Raw genomic sequence first — 16,763 nt, forward strand, 5'->3', positions numbered from 1 at the left:
GTGCGGGGCGGTGGGTCCGTCGAGTGCGAACAGCGCTGTGGGCAGGGGGACCTGGCGATGATCCAGTCCGGTGGGCTACGTTGTGAAGCGATGACTACCGGGACGGCATTGCGCCATACACGGATCGGCTACCCGGCGCTCCTCTGAGCGCCGTACGGGTCGATACCGGCCCGCTGCGAGACCGCGGATCCGGCGCTGTTGCGCGGGCTCCGCCTCCTGTCGTGCTGATCACAGCTCGACACGTCAACCACGACAGGAGAACTCATGACCGTCAAGACATTGCACATTCCCACCGCGGACGGCCGGGCCGATGCTTTCGCCGCCTTCCCCGACCGTGGCGAGCGGTTCCCGGGCGTGCTGATGTACGCGGACGGCTTCGGGATCCGGCCCGTGCTGCGGGAGATGGCCGGTGAACTGGCCGAGCACGGGTACTACGTGCTCGTCCCCAACATCTTCTACCGGCACGGCCCGGCGCCGGTCATCGATCTTCCCGGACACATCGGAGACGAGGCCCGGGAGAAGGTGTTCGAGCAGTTGATGCCCTTGATCGAGGCGCACACCGCCGAACGCGCCCTGAGCGACGCCGACGCCTACCTCAGGTTCCTCACCACTCAGCCCGAGGTCGGCGCCGGACCGGTCGCGGTGACCGGTTACTGCGTAGGCGGCCTCCTGGCGGTGCGCACCGCCGCTGCCCACCCCGGCCAGGTGGCCGCTGTCGCCGGATTCCACGGCCCCGTGGGCGCCGACGGGCCCGACAGCCTGAGCCGTCTCACCGGCGAGGTCTACTTCGGTCACGCGGAGACGGACATGACTCCCGAGACTCTCGGCGAGCTCAACCAGGCCCTGGATGCCACGGGTGTCGCCTACACCTCCGAGATCTACCCCGGCACCGTTCACGGCTTCACGATGTCCGACACCGATGCCTTCGATCCTGCCGCGCTGCAACGCCATTGGGACCACCTGCTGCCCCTTCTCGGCCGGACCCTGGCCATGGGCTGAGTCTTCGGCCCGGAAACGGAACCGAAGCCCGCGGCTGCGGAGCCGGCCCTGTACGGAAAGTCATTCGCCGTCAGGGCCGGTGGCGCAGCCGTAGTGGTGCGTAGACCGCCAGGGCCACGAGGAACGCCACACCGTACGCGAGGTCCGCCCCGTGCAGTGCCTTCGCGACCGGACCCACGTACAGGCTGGTGCTCATGAACGGCATCGCCGCCCCGAAGCCGAGCGTGAAGGCGGTCAGCGCCGGCCACCACGGCTGTGGGCGGGAGCTCTCGGTGGCCAGGTCGATGGGGGAGCCGGCGCGGGCCCTGGCCCGGACGGTCCAGTCGACGGCGACGATCGCGACGAATGCGGGGATCCAGTAGCCGACGAGGAGCAGCACGTTCTGGAAGCGTGTCGTCGTGTCGGCCGCGTGCATCCACAGCACGAGCGGAAAGCCGAGTACGGCGGCGAGTGCCGCGGCGACGGGACGTGGCAGGCGGACCCCCATGGTCTGGAGGGCCAGCGATCCGCTGTAGTCGTTCATGGCGTTGCTGCACAGCGCGGCGAGCGCCACGGCGAGCAGCCCGAACGCTCCGAGGGCGCCCCCGCCGAGCAGTGTGTCGATGCCGCGCGCGGTCTGATCGGTGAAGACGGACGCACCCCACAGACCGAGGGCCTGAACCGCCACGAAGGAGACACTGATGCCGAGCAACGTGCACCAGAACATGCGCGGCCGGGACGCGGTGCGCGGCAGATAGCGGCTGAAGTCGCTGGCGTACGGCGCCCAGGACAGCGCCAGGCTCAGGGCGATGGTGCACGTCAGCACGAACGCGCCCGCCCGGTCGGCACCGTGTACCGAGCCGTTGGCGACTGGGTGCACGCCGTGCAGGAGTTTCGTGGCGAGCACGATGAAGGCGGCGGCCAGAGTGAAGGTCATCACTGTCTGGAGCCGGTGGATCACCTCGTACCCCAGGACGCCGAGTGCGCCCTGGGCGGCCATCATGACCAGCACGCCGAGCCAGAACGGCCAGCCGCACAGCTGGGCCAGCGCGTCTCCGCCGAACAGGCCGATCAGCGCGTCCCAGGCGATGGACGACAGCCACTGCAGCGCGCCCGGCAGTACGACACCGCGGCCGAACGCCAGCCGCGCGAGCGGGAGCTGACCGGCGCCGGTCTGGCTGCCCCAGGTGCCCAGATATGCGGTGGGTACGGCGCCCACGAGCGTGCCGAGCACGACGGCGGCGAGCGCCGTGGTGAAGTCCAGGCCCAGCGCGATGCCGACCGTGCCGGTGAAGACCCCGGTCATGGTCAGGTTGGGGGCGAACCAGACGGTGAACAGCCGGCCGGGTCCGCCGTAGCGGCGGTCCTCGGGCACGGGGGCTATGCCGTGCGCCTCGATGCGCAGATCGCCGGGGGCGGTGGGCATGCGCCCGTCGAACGCGGGTCGTGCTTCGACCGCTGCGCGCTGGTCCTGGGCATACGGCAATGACATGAGACATCCCTCCGCCAGTGCTAACTGGTTCAGGTTCGACGGGTGTGTTCTCAGCCCCTTGAGGGGCACCCCGTGTCCGGTGCGGCGGCCAGGATAGCCGGATGTGCGCGGCTCGCGATGCGGGGGGTCAGACGGTGAGCGCGCAGCGGAACCCGCCGTGTCCGGTCGTGCTGTCAGGGGTGTTCGAGGTCCGGGCGGCGATCCGGTAGCGGTTGCAGTACGAGCGGTGGCACAGGTACGAGCCGCCGCGCAGCACCCGGCTCTCGCCGTGCGGTGGCCCGAGGGGGTCGGAGCGGGTCTCCGGGCGGTCCTCGGCGTGCCAGTCGGCGCTGAACCGGTCGGCGCACCACTCCCAGACGTTGCCCGAGGTGTTGTGGAGGCCGAAGCCGTTGGGGGCGTACGCCTTGGCGGGCGCGGTGCCCGTGAAGCCGTCCTCGCGCGTGTTGCGTACGGGGAAGTCGCCCTGCCAGATGTTGCAGCGGTGCCGGCCGTTCGGGGTCAGCTCGTCGCCCCAGGGAAAGCGGGCCCGGACGAGTCCGCCGCGGGCCGCCTTCTCCCACTCGGCCTCGGTGGGCAGCCGCTTGCCGGCCCAGCGGGCGTACACCGTCGCGTCGTGCCACGACATGTGGACCACCGGGTGGTCGCGGCGGTCGCCGATCGAGGTGCCGGGTCCCTCGGGGGCGCGCCAGTGCGCTCCGGTCACCGCACGCCACCAGGGGGCGCCGGGCACGGTGCCCGGCAGTACGGCGTGCCGGGCCTCCTGCGGGACGAAGGAGCCGAACACATAGGACCAGCCGCTGAGTTCGGCCTCGGTGCGATAGCCGGTGGCCTTGACGAAGACGGCGAAGCGGGCGTTGGTCACGGCGGCCGCGTCGATGTGGAACGGGGCGACGGTCACCTCCCGTACCGGTCCCTCTCCGTCGGCCGGGAACGCGTCCTCGTCCTCGCCGCCCATCAGGAACGGACCACCGGGCACCGCGACCATGCCGCGGAGCAGGTCGGCGGGACGGCGCTCGGGTACGGGGAAGTCCGCCGGGGGAGTGGCCGTGGCGGTCGTGGCCGCCGCGGCGTTCTCGCGGGCGGGCCCGCAGCAGGCGTTCACCGCGAGGTGCCCCCGTCCAGCAGCTCCGCCAGGTCCTGGCCGGTGGTGCGCAGCAGTAGTGCCACCCCGCCGAGCGCGGCCGCATCGCCGCCGAGGGTGGATCCGCGTACCTCGATGGTGCGAGGTGCGGACGGCAGGGACAGTGCGGCGAGTTGCTCCCGGATCGGTGTGAGGACGAGAGCGTCGAGGGACGCCGGTTCCCCGTAGACGACGATGCACTCGGGGTCGACCTGGGCGGCGAGGGCCGCGAGCACCCGCCCCGCGACGACGGCCGCGGTCCGGATCACCTCGGCCGTGTCCGGCTGCCCCTCGGCGGCGAGCGCGATCAGTTCCGCGGTGTCCGCGGCCGTCACTCCGCGATCGGCGCAGGCGGCGAGCAGGGCGGGGACGGAGATGAGGCCCTCCGGACAGCCCCGGCCACCGCAGTGGCAGGGCTTTCCCTCGGGGGCGCAGCTGGTGTGGCCGATCTCCCCGGCGGTGCCATGAGCGCCGTGGACCAGTGCGCCGTTGACGACGAGTCCGCCACCGACCCCTTCCGACCAGCGCAGATAGACGGCGTTCTCGATCCCGCGCGCCGCGCCCCAGGTCACCTCGGCGAGAGCCGCGAGCCGGGAGTTGTTGTCGGTGAGCACGGGGGCGTCGAAGTGCCGGCCCAGCTCCTTCGCGACATGGCCGGCGAACGGGGTCATGGTGCGCGGGTCACTGGAGGCCGGGTTCTGCACGAAGCCGGGAAGGCCGAGGCCGATGCCCGCGATGGGGGCGAGGCTGATGTTCTCGCGCCGCACCAGGTCCTCGACGGCGCGGATCGCCTGTGCGGCACGTTCGGCCGCGCCGCTGTCCGCCGGGACGGGGGCGCTGTGGCGGCCGACGATCTCATGGGCGCAGTTGGCCACGACCACGTGGATGTGGTGGCGCTGGAGATCGATGCCGATCAGCTCGGCGCCGCGGGAGTTGAGCGAGATCTCCAGGGCCGGCCTGCCGCGGCCGCGCGGCTGCTCGGGGTCGGGGGCCTTCGTCATGGCGGCCCGCCCCGGCCGCATCCACACGATCATCCCGGTCACGCTGCCCTATCCGCGTACCGAGGAACAGCGCCTGTCGCCCGAGTTCGCCGAACTGCGTGCCCAGGTGTGGAACGCCGTCCACCACCAGCCCGCCCCGCTCGAAGGAATGCTGTCATGAAGTCGATCCGTACCGTCCGCCGCTGTACGGCGAGCCTGTTCCTGGCCCTGGCGCTCGTCTCCACGGCCTCCGGTTGCGGGAGTGGCTCCTCATCGGACGCGGCGAACGGCGGGCCGCAGAAGGTGAAGTTCGGCTACATCGCCGACTACAGCGGCTCCGTCGCGCTGGCCGTCGCCCAGAAGCAGGGGCTGTGGAAGAAGGCGGGCGTCACCCCCGAGCTGAGGGCCTTCACCAACGGACCGCTTCAGGTCACAGCTCTGGGAACCGGCAACCTGGACTTCGGCTACCTCGGCCCGGGCGCACTGTGGCTGCCCGCCTCCGGCCGCGCCTCCATCGTCTCCGTCAACATGCTGGGCCTCGCCGACCGGGTCATCGCCCGGCCCGGTTCCGGCATCGAGAAGCCGGCTGACCTCAAGGGCAAGAAGGTGGCCGTCGCCGAAGGGACCTCCGGCGACATGATCCTCGACCTGGCGCTGAGCGAGGCCGGTCTGAAGCCCGACGACGTCACCAAGGTCGCGATGGACGCCTCGACCGTCGTCACCGCGTTCTCCTCCGGCCAGGTCGACGCGGCGGCCACCTGGTACCCGCTGATCGACACGAGGAAGAAGAAGGTGCCCGATCTCAAGGAGATCAGCGAGACCCAGGACCTCGGGGTCGCTCGCGTACTCCGGGTCGGGCGGCCGCACCGTGGAGGCGTATCGCCACCGCACCTGACGGAGTCCTCCTGGAGCCGGCGAGCGGCACGCTCAAGGTGCGCGGAACCCAGAGTGGTGCCCAGCGGGTGGCCGTGCGCGCCACCGCGGACGCGGCGCCCGGCGCGCACCGGATCACGCTGGACTTCCGGCTGGCCGACGGGACGCGTCTGGTCCCCTCGGAGGTGGCGCTCGACATCCGCTGACCTGCGAGCCACTCGACCGGCTCCGCCGCCCCAGGCAGGCGGGGTCGGTCGGACGGCCCGCCCATCGACCACTCGGTATCCAACACAAGTAAACGTCTAGACCAAACAGGATCGCACGAAAGTCCTTGACGCCCCCCGCTTCGGTGCGGGATTCTCCTGAACACTTCGCTGGTTTAGACCACTTGGAGACTCTGTGCGACGTCGCGATGTGACCACGCTCGCCTGCCTGCTGGCCACGGCAACCGCCGTGATGTGCCTGGCATCGCCGGCCGGTGCAGCCCGACCGGCCGATCCGCCAGGCACCGCCGCCACCGCCCTCCCGGCGGTCTCACCCGCCCCGCAGTCCATCGGCCGCTCCGGATCCGACGCCACGGTCACCGGTCGGGTGCTCGTCGTCGCCGACGACGGGACGGACGCCGCGGCGCTCGACCGCCTCGTCACCGAACTCAAGGCACACGGCGTCGGCCGGGTCGACATCGTGACACCCGGTCACGTCCCGCCGGCCGCCGTGGGCCTGCTCACCGTGCGCCTCGGTTCCGCCGCCCGCCCGGACATCGCCCGCGTACTCGGCAGCACGGCGGCCCCCGACCACGCCGAGGGATACGCCCTGCGGGTCTCCGGGGCCGGCTCGGTGGCAGCCCTCGGCGGTACGGACGCCGCCGGACAGTTCTACGCCGTGCAGACACTGCGCCAGCTGTTCACACGCGCCGGCCATGGCTGGAAGGTCGCCGGCGTGCAGGCCGCGGACTTCCCCTCCATGCCGCTGCGCGGCACCATCGAGGGCTTCTACGGAACGCCGTGGACACACGCCGAGCGGCTCGACCAGATGGACTTCTACGGCGACGTGAAGGCCAACACCTACATCTACGCGCCCAAGGACGACCCGTACCACCGCGGCAAGTGGCGCGAGCCCTACCCGGCCGACAAGCTCGCGGAACTGGGCCAACTGGTGCAGCGGGCCACCGCCAACCACGTCCGGTTCACCTTCGCCGTCTCCCCGGGCGAGTCCATCTGCTACTCCGATCCGGCCCACCGCAAGGACCTCGACGCCAAGCTGCAGGCCATGTACGACCTGGGCACCCGGGCGTTCTCCATCCCGCTGGACGACATCAGCTACACCCGCTGGAACTGCGAGGGCGACCGGGCGAAGTTCGGCGAACCCGGCCGCGAGGCGGCCGCCAAGGCGCAGGTCGGCCTCCTCAACGGCCTGCAGCACGACTTCATCGCCACCCACCCGGGCACACAGCCGCTGCAGATGGTGCCGACCGAATACGGAGACCTGACCGACACCGCGTACAAGCAGACCCTGCGCGCCACCCTGGACCCGGCGATCGAGGTGATGTGGACCGGCACCGACGTCGTGCCGCCGAGCATCACCAACCAGCAGGCCGAAAGCGCGGCGAAGCTGTTCGGGCGCAAGGTGTTCGTGTGGGACAACTACCCCGTCAACGACTACGGGAACACCAGCGGGCGGCTGCTCCTCGCACCGTACGACAAGCGTGAGGCGGGCCTGTCCGCGCATCTCACGGGCATCGTGGCGAACCCCATGAACCAGCCGTACGCCAGCAAGGTCGCCGTCTTCGGGGCGGCGGGCTTCGCCTGGAACGACACGGCCTACGACGCACGCTCCGAGTGGCGCCGTGCCATGTCCTACCTCGCAGGCGGCGACCGGGCGGCTACGGATGCCCTGCTGGTCCTCGGCGACCTCGAACACATGGCGCCCACCTTTGGCGCCACGCCCTGGCAGCCCCAGGCCCCCGAACTCGCCCGCCGTACAGCGGCGTTCTGGACCTCCTGGGACTCCGGCGACCGGACCGGCGCACTGGCGGGACTGCGCCCGTACGCCGACGCCGTCAGGAACGCTCCCGAGGTCATCCGCGGCGGCGCCGTCCAGGACGGATTCGTCACCGACGCCGCGCCCTGGCTGGACGCCACCGCGCTGTGGGGCGGTGCCGCGGTGACGATGCTGGACGCGCTCGACGCCTGGAGCGCGGGCGACAAGGACACCGCCGCACGCCTGCTCGCCGCCTCGCAGGGGCTGCAGAACCAGGCCCGCGCCGTGCGGGTCGACCCGCCGCGCAACTCGTGGGGCAGCGTCCGGCCCAAGGTCGGTGACGGTGTGCTCGACACCTTCCTCGCGCAGGCAGCGAGCCGCATGCAGTAGCCGGGACGCCGCTCCCTGCTCGCGACGGACGAACCGCACCATCAGCACACCAGCGAAAGGGTGTTCATGACGAACCACCCCCACCGGCCGTGCGCCTTACGGCGCCGCGCCGTCGTCGGCGGCCTGACGACCGGCCTCGTGCTGTCCCTCGCCTCCCCCCTGCCGGTGTCCGCGCACACCGGCGTCGCGGGTAAGCGGAACGCGGCGCCGGACTACGCGGCGGTCACCGCACGGCACACCGCGCGGTAGCCGGTCCGTACGCCGTGCCGTGCCCGCCCCCACCACCGTCGGGGCGGGCACGGCACTCCGGCCCGGCTCAGACGAAGAGCTTGGCGACGAACGCGGAGAGATTGGCCGTCGTACGGTCGATCTGCTCCTCCAAGGTCAATGACTCCTTGAAGCGGGCGCCCGAGGCCACGGACTTCTTCCCCCGCACATAGAGCGAGCAGGCCAGGTCGGTGCACATGTACAGCCCGACCGAATTGCCCTCGCGGCCCGCCGGACCCGCCTTGCGAGCGGTCATGAGCGACACCCCGCTGCCCGGGTGCGTGGTCAGACAGAGCGAACACATACTCCGGTGGAGGAATCCCCGCTGCTGGGAGGGGAAGCGCAGCGAGATCCCGGTCAGCCCGCCCTCGCGCTCGGTGACGATGTAGCTCCGCCCGGGGGCGGAGAGATCACGCCAGCCCAGGAAGTCGAGATCGTCCCACGGCAGCTCGTCGAGATCGCGGGGCAGCGGCAGCCGCCCGGCTTCTCCCTTGGAGCAGTTGACGAACGATGTGCGGATGTCCTGCTCGGTCACGGCCTTCATACCGGCGACGCTAACTCTGCCTATGATTCCTAGGCAAATGATTAATGGCTGTAGGTCTACGCCTGTCCGCTCTCGGTCACGACGTCCAGCCGGTGGACGGGCGGGTGCGCGATGCCCAGATCGGGGCGCCAGGCCGCGATGATCTGCGCCGAGGGGTCGAAGAGCGGCATCGGCAGCTCCTCGGGCCGAGTCCACTGCCAGGTGCTGATGAGGTGGGGTTCGGTCACCTGCGCGGTGCCGTCCCCGACGGTGACCAGCGCGGCCATCGTCACCCGGTTGATCCCGTGGACCACGTCGTGCAGCATCGCGAAGACGCGCACCTCCTTCTCGGCGGCAGTCAGCCCCGTCTCCTCCCGGAGCTCACGCACCGCCGCCGCCGTGATCGACTCGTGCGTCGGATCGACCTTGCCCCCGGGCAGCTCCCAGGTGCCGCTGTGGTGCCGGCCGAGCAGGATCCGGCCCCGCCCGTCCTGCACGAGCACGCCGACGCCCAGCGCCGCCTGGGCCAGGGGCGGGCGGGAGTTGCGGGCGGGGACCGCGTGGACCTGGGGTGTCTCGGCGCTCGCCATGGTGGCTCCTCAAGAGGTTCGGTGACCGGTACGAGGCGTAGAGCCTACGGGCGGGGCCACGGCCGAGCCCGGCGGCGGTCACACGGCAAGACGCAGCGAGGTGGCGGCGATGCCGAGCCGCACGGTCTGGCCCCACGTCAGTTCCAGCGCGTCCGCCTCCATGCCGTCGCCGAAGACCACCAGCCGGTCGGACTCGACGGTCAGCCGCAGTCTCTGGCCGCGGCCCAGCTCACCCGAGACGAGCGAGGTGCCTGTCGCCGGTGACGGCCAGGCCTCCCGGACGAACCAGAGCAGCCGGGGATCGGCCGGGTCGGGCAGGGCGAGCGGGCTGCGGCGTTCCTGCCACAGGGAGCGCAGCCACCCGGTGGCGCCGGTGCCCGTGCCGACCAGGACACCGGACGAGGCCTGCGACTCGGCCGGGGAGTCCGTCGGTTCGGCACCGAGGCGGTAACGCGCCGTCTGGTGTCCGGCCGGGCCGAGGTAGATCTCGTTGAGGGCCAGGAGCCGCTGGGTGTCGTCGGCCACCGCCTCCACCATGGTGAGCTCGTCCGCCTGGCCGCCCGGCGCCACTGCCGCCCGCAGGAGAGCGGCCGCGTCGGCGGGCCGGTGGCGCACCAGGACGCCGGGGTTGCGGCCGGGGTCGGTGTCGATGCCCACGACCGGCTGGCCGGACAGGTACTTGGCGGCGTTGGCGACCAGCCCGTCCTGCCCGACGACGACCACCACGTCCTCGGGCGCGAACAGGAACCGGTCCAGATCCGCACGCTCCACCCGGGAGTGGCGCCACTGGAGCGGAACGGCCGCCGCCACGTCGGCCAGAGCCTGCCGGGTCCGCTCGTGCCGCCGGGCCACCTCGTCGATGGACCGGCCCCGGCTGGAGAGGAAGAACGCCGCCTGGCCGTGCGTGCCGTGCCGGGCCAGCAACTCCTCGTACTCGGTGGTGCGGTGGACCAGAACCGCCCGCGGGGCCAGGCTCACGCCCGGGTCTCCGGTGCCGTCCGGCCGAGCTTGGCGAGCAGGCCGGTGAGGACGTCGGGGGAGAGGGTGAGGCTCTCGATGCGCGGCAGGTTCTCGGCGAGCCGGGTGACGGCCAGTGCGTGCAGGGTGGCGGCTTCCACCTCGCCGTGCACCCGCAGCCAGGCGGCCTTCGCCTCGGCACGGGCCGCGCCGAGCTCACGGGCCGCTTCGGCCTCGGCGCGGGCGAGGCGCACCGTGCGGGCCGCCTCCGCCTCGGCGCGTACACCGTCGGCCGCCGCGTGCTCCTCGGCTTCGCGGCGGGTGTTGGTGCCGCGCTGATCGACGAGCTGCTCCTCGCGTCGGGCGAGCTCGATCTGGCTGGCCAGCTCGTTCTCGGCGATCGTCCGCTCGCGCTCGACGGCCACGGCCCGGCGTTCGTAGGTGGCCCGGTCGGCCTCCTGCTGGATCTGCTCGCGGGCGGGGGTCCGCAGGGCCCGTTCCACCTCGGCCTCGGGGCGGATCGCGACGACGCGCACGGCCACCACGTCGATGCCGGTCGCGGGCAGCCGGGGCTCGCCGGCGAGGCCGGCCGCCACCCGTTCGCGTACCGCGGCGACACCGTCCACGAGCGCACCGGCGAGCGGAGTGCGGGCCAGGACGTCCAGGGTGTGCTGCTGGGCCGTCTCGGTGAGCAGTGTCGCGATCTGCTCCAGCGGCGCGCCGCGCCAGGCGCCGGTGTCGGGATCGACGGAGAAGTCGAGGCGCGCGGCCGCCTCGGCCGGATCGCTGATCCGGTACGTCACGGTCGCCTGGACGGTGACGTCCTGGAAGTCGGCGGTGCGGGCGTGGAAGGCCATGGCCAGTTCGCGGTCGTTGACCGGCACCTCGGAGAGCGCGGCGCTCAGTGACCGGTACCAGAAGCTCAGTCCTGCCCCGTCGTGGGCGAGCCGGCCGCGCTTGTGGTGGCGGATGTGGGCGGTGGGCGCGGAGCGCAGATGGCGCCAGCCGAAGCGCCGGGTGATGTCGGCCATGATGGGACCCCCTCGTTCTCGTCATAGCGACGATAATGGCCGCGGCATATATCGTCAAGAGGACGAGAAAGGGTGAGGGGTGTTCCTGCGAGGGGTGCTCCTTCGGTACGAACACGCGGGCGGCCGGTGACTTCCGCAGAAGTCACCGGCCGGCCGGGTTGTGCGCCGCCCCCGTCCCCACGGTGCGGCGCGGGCGGGCCGTCGTCATCCGCTGGGACGGCGGCCCACGTCTGTCAGGACCCGGACGCGTGAGCGTCCAGGCCGAGTGCGGGAAAGATGGCACCCTCCACGAAGCGGACGAGGAACGTCTCGTCCGCGTAGGTGCAGTCCAGGAGCGGGCGGGCGCGCATCACGCCCAGCAGCTGCGCGGAGACGAACTCCGCGGCCGGGTTGTCCGCGGCCACCTCGCCGCGCTCCACGCCGCGCGCCACCATGGCGTCGATCGCCGCCAGTTCGGGCAGGATCAGCGACTCGCGCAGTGCGCACAGCAGCTCGGGGCTCTGCAGTGCGGCATGGCTCAGGGCCAGCATCAGGGGTGTGTCGCGCCCGGAGCCCTCGCCGATGGCGCGCGCCGCTTCACGCAGGTCCCCGGCCAGTGTGCCCGTGTCGATCCGGCCGAGCAGCCCGCGCCGGGTTCCGTGCAGCGCGGCGACGACCAGCTCGGGCTTCGAACCCCACTGACGGTAGAGCGTGGACTTGCCGCAGCGGGACCGGGAGGCGACGCCTTCCATGGTGAGCGACTCGTAACCGCTCTCCCTCAGCATGTCGAGTACGGCCGTGTAGAGCTCCTGAGCCCGCTCCGGCGTGATTTTCGAGCGGCGCGACGCGGTGGCCTGCTCCGGCTCCGTTTCCAGCGACGACATGCGCTTTCCCTCTCTGCGACTCTGCGACGAGGTCCTTCGATACGCCAGTGTACCGATACGCGAGTGTTCCGATACGGTCGCGTATCGGTACACTGGCGTATCGATACGGCGTGGAATCGGTCCACGCCGCCGAAACACCGCTTCGTCAGCAAAGGGGCACCGGGTGAAGTTCGCCGGTAGCAAGCCCGCCGATCGGGAGCCGGACACTTCTGCCCGACCACCCCTCGTCCGCGAGCTTCTTCTCGTCGTAGGACTCTTCGTCATCTACAAGTTCGGCCGACAGGCGGCCAACGGTCACGTCGACGAGGCGTTCCACAACGCCGGGCAGGTGTGGGATCTCGAACGCGCCGTGCACCTGCCCGGCGAGGGCGCCGTACAGGCTCTGCTGCTCCACGACGAGACGCTGATCCACCTGGCGAACACCTACTACGCGACCGTGCACTTCCCGGCCACCCTGCTCTTCCTCGCCTGGCTGTACTGGCGCCGCCCGCGCCACTACATCTGGTCGCGCCGCATCCTCGCCGTGCTCACCGGCGCCGCGCTGGCCCTGCACCTGCTGTTCCCGCTCGCCCCGCCGCGGCTGCTCAACGCAACCGGCCTCGTCGACACCGGCCAGGTCTACGGACCGACGGTGTACGGGTCGACGCCCGCCGCCGACTCGATGGCGAACCAGTTCGCCGCCATGCCCTCACTGCACTTCGGCTGGGCCGTCATGGTCGGCGTCGGCCTCGTCGTCGCCACCCGCTCGCGGTGGCGCTGGCTGTGGCTGCTGCACCCGGCGATCACGCTGCTCGTCATAGTCGGCACCGCGAACCACTACTGGCTGGACTCGATCGTGGTCGCCGCGCTGCTCTCGGTCGCGTTCGCGGCGCTGCGGCTGCCGCGCGCGGAGCCGGTCAGGGCGCACCTGCCGTGGCCGTCCGTGGCCGGCGCGCCGGCCCACGCGGTCGCCGCCCCTTACGGCTCCGGCCGCTCCTCTTCGTACGCCTCCTCCGGGACCGGGCGATGAACGCCACCCTGGTCGCCGTCGCGCTGTCGCTCGTCTCCGCCGCCGCCTACGCCTCGGCCGCGGTGGCGCAGGCGCGGCTCGCGGGACGCACCGAACCGGGCACCGGGACGTTCCGGCTGCTCGGCAGCGGCGCGTGGTGGTCGGCCGTCGGGCTGAACGCCGGCGGCGCCCTGCTGCACGTCGCCGCGCTGAAGTACGGCCCGCTGACCCTCGTCCAGCCGCTCGGCGCGCTCACCCTGGTCGCCGCCGTACCGCTGGGCGCCCGGGCCGCGGGCCGAAAGGTCTCGACGACCGAGTGGCGCGGCACGTTCCTGACCCTGCTGGGCCTGGGAGCCCTGCTGATGACCGCGGGCGGCTCCGCCCCGCACGAGACGCTGAGCCTGACCGAGGCGCTGGCCGTCGGCGCGGGGACCGTGGCCGTCGTCGCCGGTCTCAGCCGACCGGGCGCACGCCCCGGACTGCGGCACGCGGCAGCCTCCGGCATCACCTCCGGTGTCGCCTCCGCGCTCACCCAGACGCTGACGGTCGCCGCCACCGACCACACCACCGGCCCGCTGTTCAGCTGGCGCCTGGTGGTCGTCGCGGTGCTCGTGTCGGCCTTTGCGATGGGCGGACTGCTCCTCTCGCAGACCGCCTACCGGGGCGGCCTCGGCGCACCGCTCGCCGTCGTCACCCTGGCCAACCCGGTCGCCGCAGCGGTCATCGGCCTGGCCCTGCTGGGGGAGCGGCTCCAGGGCGGATCGATCAGCCTGGTGCCCGCACTACTGGGTACGGCGGCGGCCGTACGCGGGGTGATCCTGCTCAGCCGGGCCCAGGCGCAGACCGCGCCCGCCGCCGGTCCGGCCGCGGCCGGACCGGCCCCCAGCGCCCCGTCCAGGGTGGTCATCAGGAGCCCGCGGGCACTCCACCCTGACCACGGACACCTGCGCCGGATCAGGGCCGGACGCCCGTAACGGCCGCGTTCGGCCGCCGTCGTCACGGCATCCTCGGCGGGACCGCCCCTACCCGGGGTCCGACGCCGCGGTGCCCGCGTCCTCGGCCAGCGCCCGGGTCAGCCAGCCGATCCAGAAGTTCTCCAGATCGATGCCGCCGCGCAGCACCAGGTGCCGCAGCCGATCCTCCGGCGTATCGCGGCCGGGCGGAAAGTCCCGCTCCTCGATCTCCAGGTACTCCGCGAGCTGACGCCGGTGCAGCGCCAGATGACGCCGCAGCTCCGCATCCAGCCCGGGCGCTCCGACGACCGCCGCGGCCCGCATCCGCAACAGCAGGGGATCGCGGACCTGTTTGGGGTCCTCCGAGCGGGCCACCCACGCGGACAGCGCCTCGCGGCCGGCGGGCAGCACCTCGTACTCCTTCTTCTGTCCCCGGGCCGGCTGTGCGGGCGCCAGGGCCCTGATCTGTCCGGCCTGCTCCAGCTTTCCCAGCTCGCGGTAGATCTGCTGGTGCGTGGCCGACCAGAAGTAGCCGATCGACCGGTCGAACCTGCGGGTCAGCTCCAGCCCGGACGAAGGCTTCTCGAGCAGGGCGGTGAGGATCGCGTGCGGGAGTGACATGGGGTGCATCCTAAGAAACGGCGGGAGGACCGGACGGGCCGTCCGGTCCTCCCGCCGGGCCGTGATCAGAGCGAGGCGGCGAGTTCCGTGCCCTGGCGGATCGCCCGCTTGGCGTCCAGCTCGGCCGCGACGTCGGCGCCACCGATCAGATGCGCGGGACGGCCCGCGGCGAGCAGCTCGTCGTACAGGTCCCTGCGGGGTTCCTGGCCGGCGCAGAGCACGATCGTGTCGACCGGCAGCAGATGCTGCTCGCCGTCGACCGTGACGTGCAGTCCCTCGTCGTCGATCCGGTCGTAGCCGACTCCCGCGATCATCGTGACGCCGCGGTGGCGGAGCTCGGTGCGGTGGATCCAGCCCGTCGTCTTGCCGAGGCCCGCGCCGACCTTGCTCGCCTTGCGCTGGAGGAGATGGACGGTGCGCGCGGCCTTCGGGCGCTCGGCGGTGCCGAGTCCGCCCCGCTCGCGGTACTCGGTGTCGACGCCCCACTGCCGGAAGAACGCCTCGGGGGCCAGGCTCGCCGCATCCCCGCCGTCGGTCAGGAACTCGGCCACGTCGAAGCCGATCCCGCCCGCGCCGACCAGCGCCACCCGGTCGCCCACCGGCGCCCCGTGCCGCAGCACGTCGAGGTAGCTGACCACGCTGGGGTGGTCGATGCCGGGGATCGCCGGCGTGCGGGGGGTGACCCCGGTCGCCAGGACGACCTCGTCGTAGTCGCCGAGATCGCCGGTTCCCACCGGGGTGCCCAGCCGGAGCTCGACCTTCTCCTCCGACAGCCTGGTGCGGAAGTAGCGCAGCGTCTCGTTGAACTCCTCCTTGCCCGGCACCCGGCGCGCCACGTTGAGCTGTCCGCCGATCTCGTCGGCCGCGTCGAAGAGCGTCACCTCGTGTCCGCGTTCGGACGCCGTCACGGCGCAGGCGAGCCCCGCCGGACCGGCACCGACGACCGCGACCCGCTTGCGGGTGCGCGTCGGCGACAGGGTGAGTTCCGTCTCGTGGCAGGCGCGCGGATTGACCAGGCAGGAGGTGACCTTGCCGCTGAAGATGTGGTCCAGGCAGGCCTGGTTGCAGCCGATGCAGGTGTTGATCGCGTCGGCGCGGTCCTCGCTCGCCTTCGCGACGAAGTCCGGGTCCGCGAGGAACGGCCGGGCCATCGAGACCATGTCCGCCCGACCTGCCGCCAGGATGTCCTCGGCGACCTCGGGGGTGTTGATGCGATTGCTCGTCACCAGCGGTACGGAGACGGCGCCGCGCACCTTCTCGGTGACCCAGGTGAAGGCGCCGCGCGGCACCGACGTCGCGATGGTGGGGATGCGGGCCTCGTGCCAGCCGATGCCGGTGTTGATGATCGTCGCTCCGGCCGCCTCGATCTCCCGGGCGAGCTGCACGACCTCCTCCAGCGAGGATCCGCCGGGCACCAGGTCGAGCATCGAGAGCCGGTAGATCAGGATGAAGTCGGTGCCGACCCGCTCACGGACCCGGCGCACGATCTCGACGGGGAAGCGGATGCGGTTCTCGTACGAGCCGCCCCAGCGGTCGTCGCGGTGGTTGGTCGCGGAGGCGATGAACTCGTTGATCAGGTAGCCCTCGGAGCCCATGATCTCGACGCCGTCGTATCCGGCGCTCTGCGCCAGCGCGGCCGCCGTTACGAAGTCCTCGATGGTCGACTCGACCTCGTCGTCGGTCAGCGCGTGCGGGGTGAACCCGCTGATCGGCGCCTGGATCGCGCTCGGCGCCACCAGATCGGGGTGGTGCGCGTAGCGCCCGAAGTGCAGGATCTGCATGGCGATCCGGCCGCCCGCCGCGTGGACGGCCGACGTCACCACGGCATGCTGGGCGGCTTCCGCCTCGGTGGTCATCTTGGCACCGCCGGGCAGTGAGCAGGCCCGTTCGTTCGGCGCGATGCCGCCGGTGACCATGAGGCCGACCCCGCCGCGGGCGCGTGCGGCGTAGAAGGCGGCCATGCGCTCGAAGCCGTTCTCGACCTCCTCCAGGCCGATGTGCATCGACCCCATCAGCACCCGGTTCGGGAGGGTGGTGAACCCGAGGTCGAGCGGGCTCAGCAGATGCGGGTACGGGCTCATGCGGGGGCTCCTCGCGCAGTGTCGTTACGCCAGTTCTAGACCACCGAAACGCCATTGTGCAACAAGTTGCACAATG

At 71.9% G+C, this 16,763-nt stretch carries 16 protein-coding genes, 1 pseudogene and 1 riboswitch; of the genes and pseudogenes, 7 read left to right on the forward strand and 10 right to left on the reverse strand.

Translation table 11 applies throughout. The features are described from left to right. Window positions 1-264: 264 nt before the first annotated feature. Window positions 265-999 carry a dienelactone hydrolase family protein gene (locus SH922_RS36770; RefSeq protein ID WP_393062867.1) on the forward strand — a complete coding sequence of 245 codons (735 nt, stop codon included), beginning with the start codon at window positions 265-267 and terminating at the stop codon, window positions 997-999. A 70-nt stretch (window positions 1,000-1,069) separates the two neighbouring features. Here the strand turns inward: SH922_RS36770 and SH922_RS36775 are convergent, their stop codons facing one another. The 3 genes from SH922_RS36775 to SH922_RS36785 all read right to left on the reverse strand — a co-directional run bounded on the left by SH922_RS36775 (window position 1,070) and on the right by SH922_RS36785 (window position 4,591). Next, complete coding sequence (locus SH922_RS36775; protein WP_393062868.1) at window positions 1,070-2,470, reverse strand: purine-cytosine permease family protein; 1,401 nt, start codon at window positions 2,468-2,470, stop codon at window positions 1,070-1,072. Beyond that, window positions 2,460-2,553: riboswitch (TPP riboswitch) on the reverse strand. It overlaps the preceding gene by 11 nt. Window positions 2,554-2,597: 44 nt before the next feature. After that, entirely contained in the window at window positions 2,598-3,572 is a 975-nt protein-coding gene (locus SH922_RS36780) for a formylglycine-generating enzyme family protein (protein WP_393062869.1), read from the reverse strand. Further along, a complete protein-coding gene (locus tag SH922_RS36785; RefSeq protein WP_393062870.1) occupies window positions 3,569-4,591 on the reverse strand; it encodes an ROK family protein in 1,023 nt (340 codons plus the stop codon). The genes SH922_RS36780 and SH922_RS36785 overlap by 4 nt, the downstream gene beginning before the upstream one ends. Between SH922_RS36785 and SH922_RS36790 the strand changes: the two are divergent. The 4 genes and pseudogenes from SH922_RS36790 to SH922_RS36805 form a co-directional block, all read left to right on the forward strand. After that, a pseudogene (locus SH922_RS36790) lies at window positions 4,587-4,751 on the forward strand (ATP-binding protein); the annotation flags it as partial. The gene SH922_RS36785 and the pseudogene SH922_RS36790 sit on opposite strands and share 5 nt — an antisense overlap. Beyond that, window positions 4,748-5,749: an ABC transporter substrate-binding protein gene (locus tag SH922_RS36795; protein ID WP_393062871.1), complete on the forward strand. Its 1,002-nt coding sequence runs from the start codon at window positions 4,748-4,750 to the stop codon at window positions 5,747-5,749. The pseudogene SH922_RS36790 and the gene SH922_RS36795, both read left to right, overlap by 4 nt. Window positions 5,750-5,899: 150 nt before the next feature. After that, on the forward strand, window positions 5,900-7,813 hold the full coding sequence (locus SH922_RS36800) for a beta-N-acetylglucosaminidase domain-containing protein (protein WP_393063798.1): 1,914 nt from the start codon (window positions 5,900-5,902) through the stop codon (window positions 7,811-7,813). A gap of 66 nt (window positions 7,814-7,879) precedes the next feature. Next, window positions 7,880-8,062, forward strand: coding sequence for a hypothetical protein (locus tag SH922_RS36805; RefSeq protein WP_393062872.1), 183 nt, complete (start codon window positions 7,880-7,882; stop codon window positions 8,060-8,062). A gap of 67 nt (window positions 8,063-8,129) precedes the next feature. Here the strand turns inward: SH922_RS36805 and SH922_RS36810 are convergent, their stop codons facing one another. From SH922_RS36810 to SH922_RS36830, 5 genes are all read right to left on the reverse strand, one after another. Then, window positions 8,130-8,624: an FBP domain-containing protein gene (locus SH922_RS36810; protein ID WP_393062873.1), complete on the reverse strand. Its 495-nt coding sequence runs from the start codon at window positions 8,622-8,624 to the stop codon at window positions 8,130-8,132. Between the two features lie 56 nt (window positions 8,625-8,680). Continuing rightward, window positions 8,681-9,193: an NUDIX hydrolase gene (locus SH922_RS36815; RefSeq protein ID WP_393062874.1), complete on the reverse strand. Its 513-nt coding sequence runs from the start codon at window positions 9,191-9,193 to the stop codon at window positions 8,681-8,683. 78 nt (window positions 9,194-9,271) lie between these two features. Continuing rightward, complete coding sequence (locus SH922_RS36820) at window positions 9,272-10,171, reverse strand: hypothetical protein (RefSeq protein ID WP_393062875.1); 900 nt, start codon at window positions 10,169-10,171, stop codon at window positions 9,272-9,274. Next, window positions 10,168-11,181 (reverse strand): SPFH domain-containing protein, encoded by a 1,014-nt coding sequence (locus SH922_RS36825; protein ID WP_393062876.1) that lies wholly within the window; start codon window positions 11,179-11,181, stop codon window positions 10,168-10,170. Before SH922_RS36825 ends, SH922_RS36820 begins: the two co-directional genes overlap by 4 nt. Before the next feature lie 233 nt (window positions 11,182-11,414). Continuing rightward, window positions 11,415-12,044, reverse strand: a complete 630-nt coding sequence (locus SH922_RS36830) for a TetR/AcrR family transcriptional regulator (RefSeq protein ID WP_393062877.1) — start codon at window positions 12,042-12,044, stop codon at window positions 11,415-11,417. A 163-nt stretch (window positions 12,045-12,207) separates the two neighbouring features. Here SH922_RS36830 and SH922_RS36835 point away from each other — a divergent pair, with 163 nt between their 5' ends. Both SH922_RS36835 and SH922_RS36840 read left to right on the forward strand, forming a co-directional pair. Then, complete coding sequence (locus SH922_RS36835) at window positions 12,208-13,053, forward strand: phosphatase PAP2 family protein (RefSeq protein ID WP_393062878.1); 846 nt, start codon at window positions 12,208-12,210, stop codon at window positions 13,051-13,053. Next, a complete protein-coding gene (locus SH922_RS36840; RefSeq protein ID WP_393062879.1) occupies window positions 13,050-14,006 on the forward strand; it encodes a DMT family transporter in 957 nt (318 codons plus the stop codon). Before SH922_RS36835 ends, SH922_RS36840 begins: the two co-directional genes overlap by 4 nt. A 48-nt stretch (window positions 14,007-14,054) precedes the next feature. Here SH922_RS36840 and SH922_RS36845 read toward each other — a convergent pair whose 3' ends face one another. Both SH922_RS36845 and SH922_RS36850 read right to left on the reverse strand, forming a co-directional pair. After that, window positions 14,055-14,606, reverse strand: coding sequence for a PadR family transcriptional regulator (locus tag SH922_RS36845; protein ID WP_393062880.1), 552 nt, complete (start codon window positions 14,604-14,606; stop codon window positions 14,055-14,057). Window positions 14,607-14,671: 65 nt separating this feature from the next. Then, window positions 14,672-16,687, reverse strand: a complete 2,016-nt coding sequence (locus SH922_RS36850) for an FAD-dependent oxidoreductase (protein ID WP_393062881.1) — start codon at window positions 16,685-16,687, stop codon at window positions 14,672-14,674. Between the last annotated feature and the right edge of the window lie 76 nt (window positions 16,688-16,763).

It is taken from the genome of Streptomyces sp. LN549 (genome assembly GCF_043203805.1).
In the GTDB taxonomy this organism is placed as follows: domain Bacteria; phylum Actinomycetota; class Actinomycetes; order Streptomycetales; family Streptomycetaceae; genus Streptomyces.

Excerpts from the sequence above, each read along its gene's own strand:
- SH922_RS36770 (WP_393062867.1), top strand. The coding sequence starts at position 265 with ATGACCGTCAAGACATTGCACATTCCCACCGCGGACGGCCGGGCCGAT.
- SH922_RS36775 (WP_393062868.1), bottom strand. The coding sequence starts at position 2,470 with ATGTCATTGCCGTATGCCCAGGACCAGCGCGCAGCGGTCGAAGCACGA.
- SH922_RS36785 (WP_393062870.1), bottom strand. The coding sequence starts at position 4,591 with ATGACGAAGGCCCCCGACCCCGAGCAGCCGCGCGGCCGCGGCAGGCCG.
- SH922_RS36795 (WP_393062871.1), top strand. The coding sequence starts at position 4,748 with ATGAAGTCGATCCGTACCGTCCGCCGCTGTACGGCGAGCCTGTTCCTG.
- SH922_RS36800 (WP_393063798.1), top strand. The coding sequence starts at position 5,900 with ATGTGCCTGGCATCGCCGGCCGGTGCAGCCCGACCGGCCGATCCGCCA.
- SH922_RS36805 (WP_393062872.1), top strand. The coding sequence starts at position 7,880 with ATGACGAACCACCCCCACCGGCCGTGCGCCTTACGGCGCCGCGCCGTC.
- SH922_RS36810 (WP_393062873.1), bottom strand. The coding sequence starts at position 8,624 with ATGAAGGCCGTGACCGAGCAGGACATCCGCACATCGTTCGTCAACTGC.
- SH922_RS36815 (WP_393062874.1), bottom strand. The coding sequence starts at position 9,193 with ATGGCGAGCGCCGAGACACCCCAGGTCCACGCGGTCCCCGCCCGCAAC.
- SH922_RS36825 (WP_393062876.1), bottom strand. The coding sequence starts at position 11,181 with ATGGCCGACATCACCCGGCGCTTCGGCTGGCGCCATCTGCGCTCCGCG.
- SH922_RS36830 (WP_393062877.1), bottom strand. The coding sequence starts at position 12,044 with ATGTCGTCGCTGGAAACGGAGCCGGAGCAGGCCACCGCGTCGCGCCGC.
- SH922_RS36840 (WP_393062879.1), top strand. The coding sequence starts at position 13,050 with ATGAACGCCACCCTGGTCGCCGTCGCGCTGTCGCTCGTCTCCGCCGCC.
- SH922_RS36845 (WP_393062880.1), bottom strand. The coding sequence starts at position 14,606 with ATGTCACTCCCGCACGCGATCCTCACCGCCCTGCTCGAGAAGCCTTCG.
- SH922_RS36850 (WP_393062881.1), bottom strand. The coding sequence starts at position 16,687 with ATGAGCCCGTACCCGCATCTGCTGAGCCCGCTCGACCTCGGGTTCACC.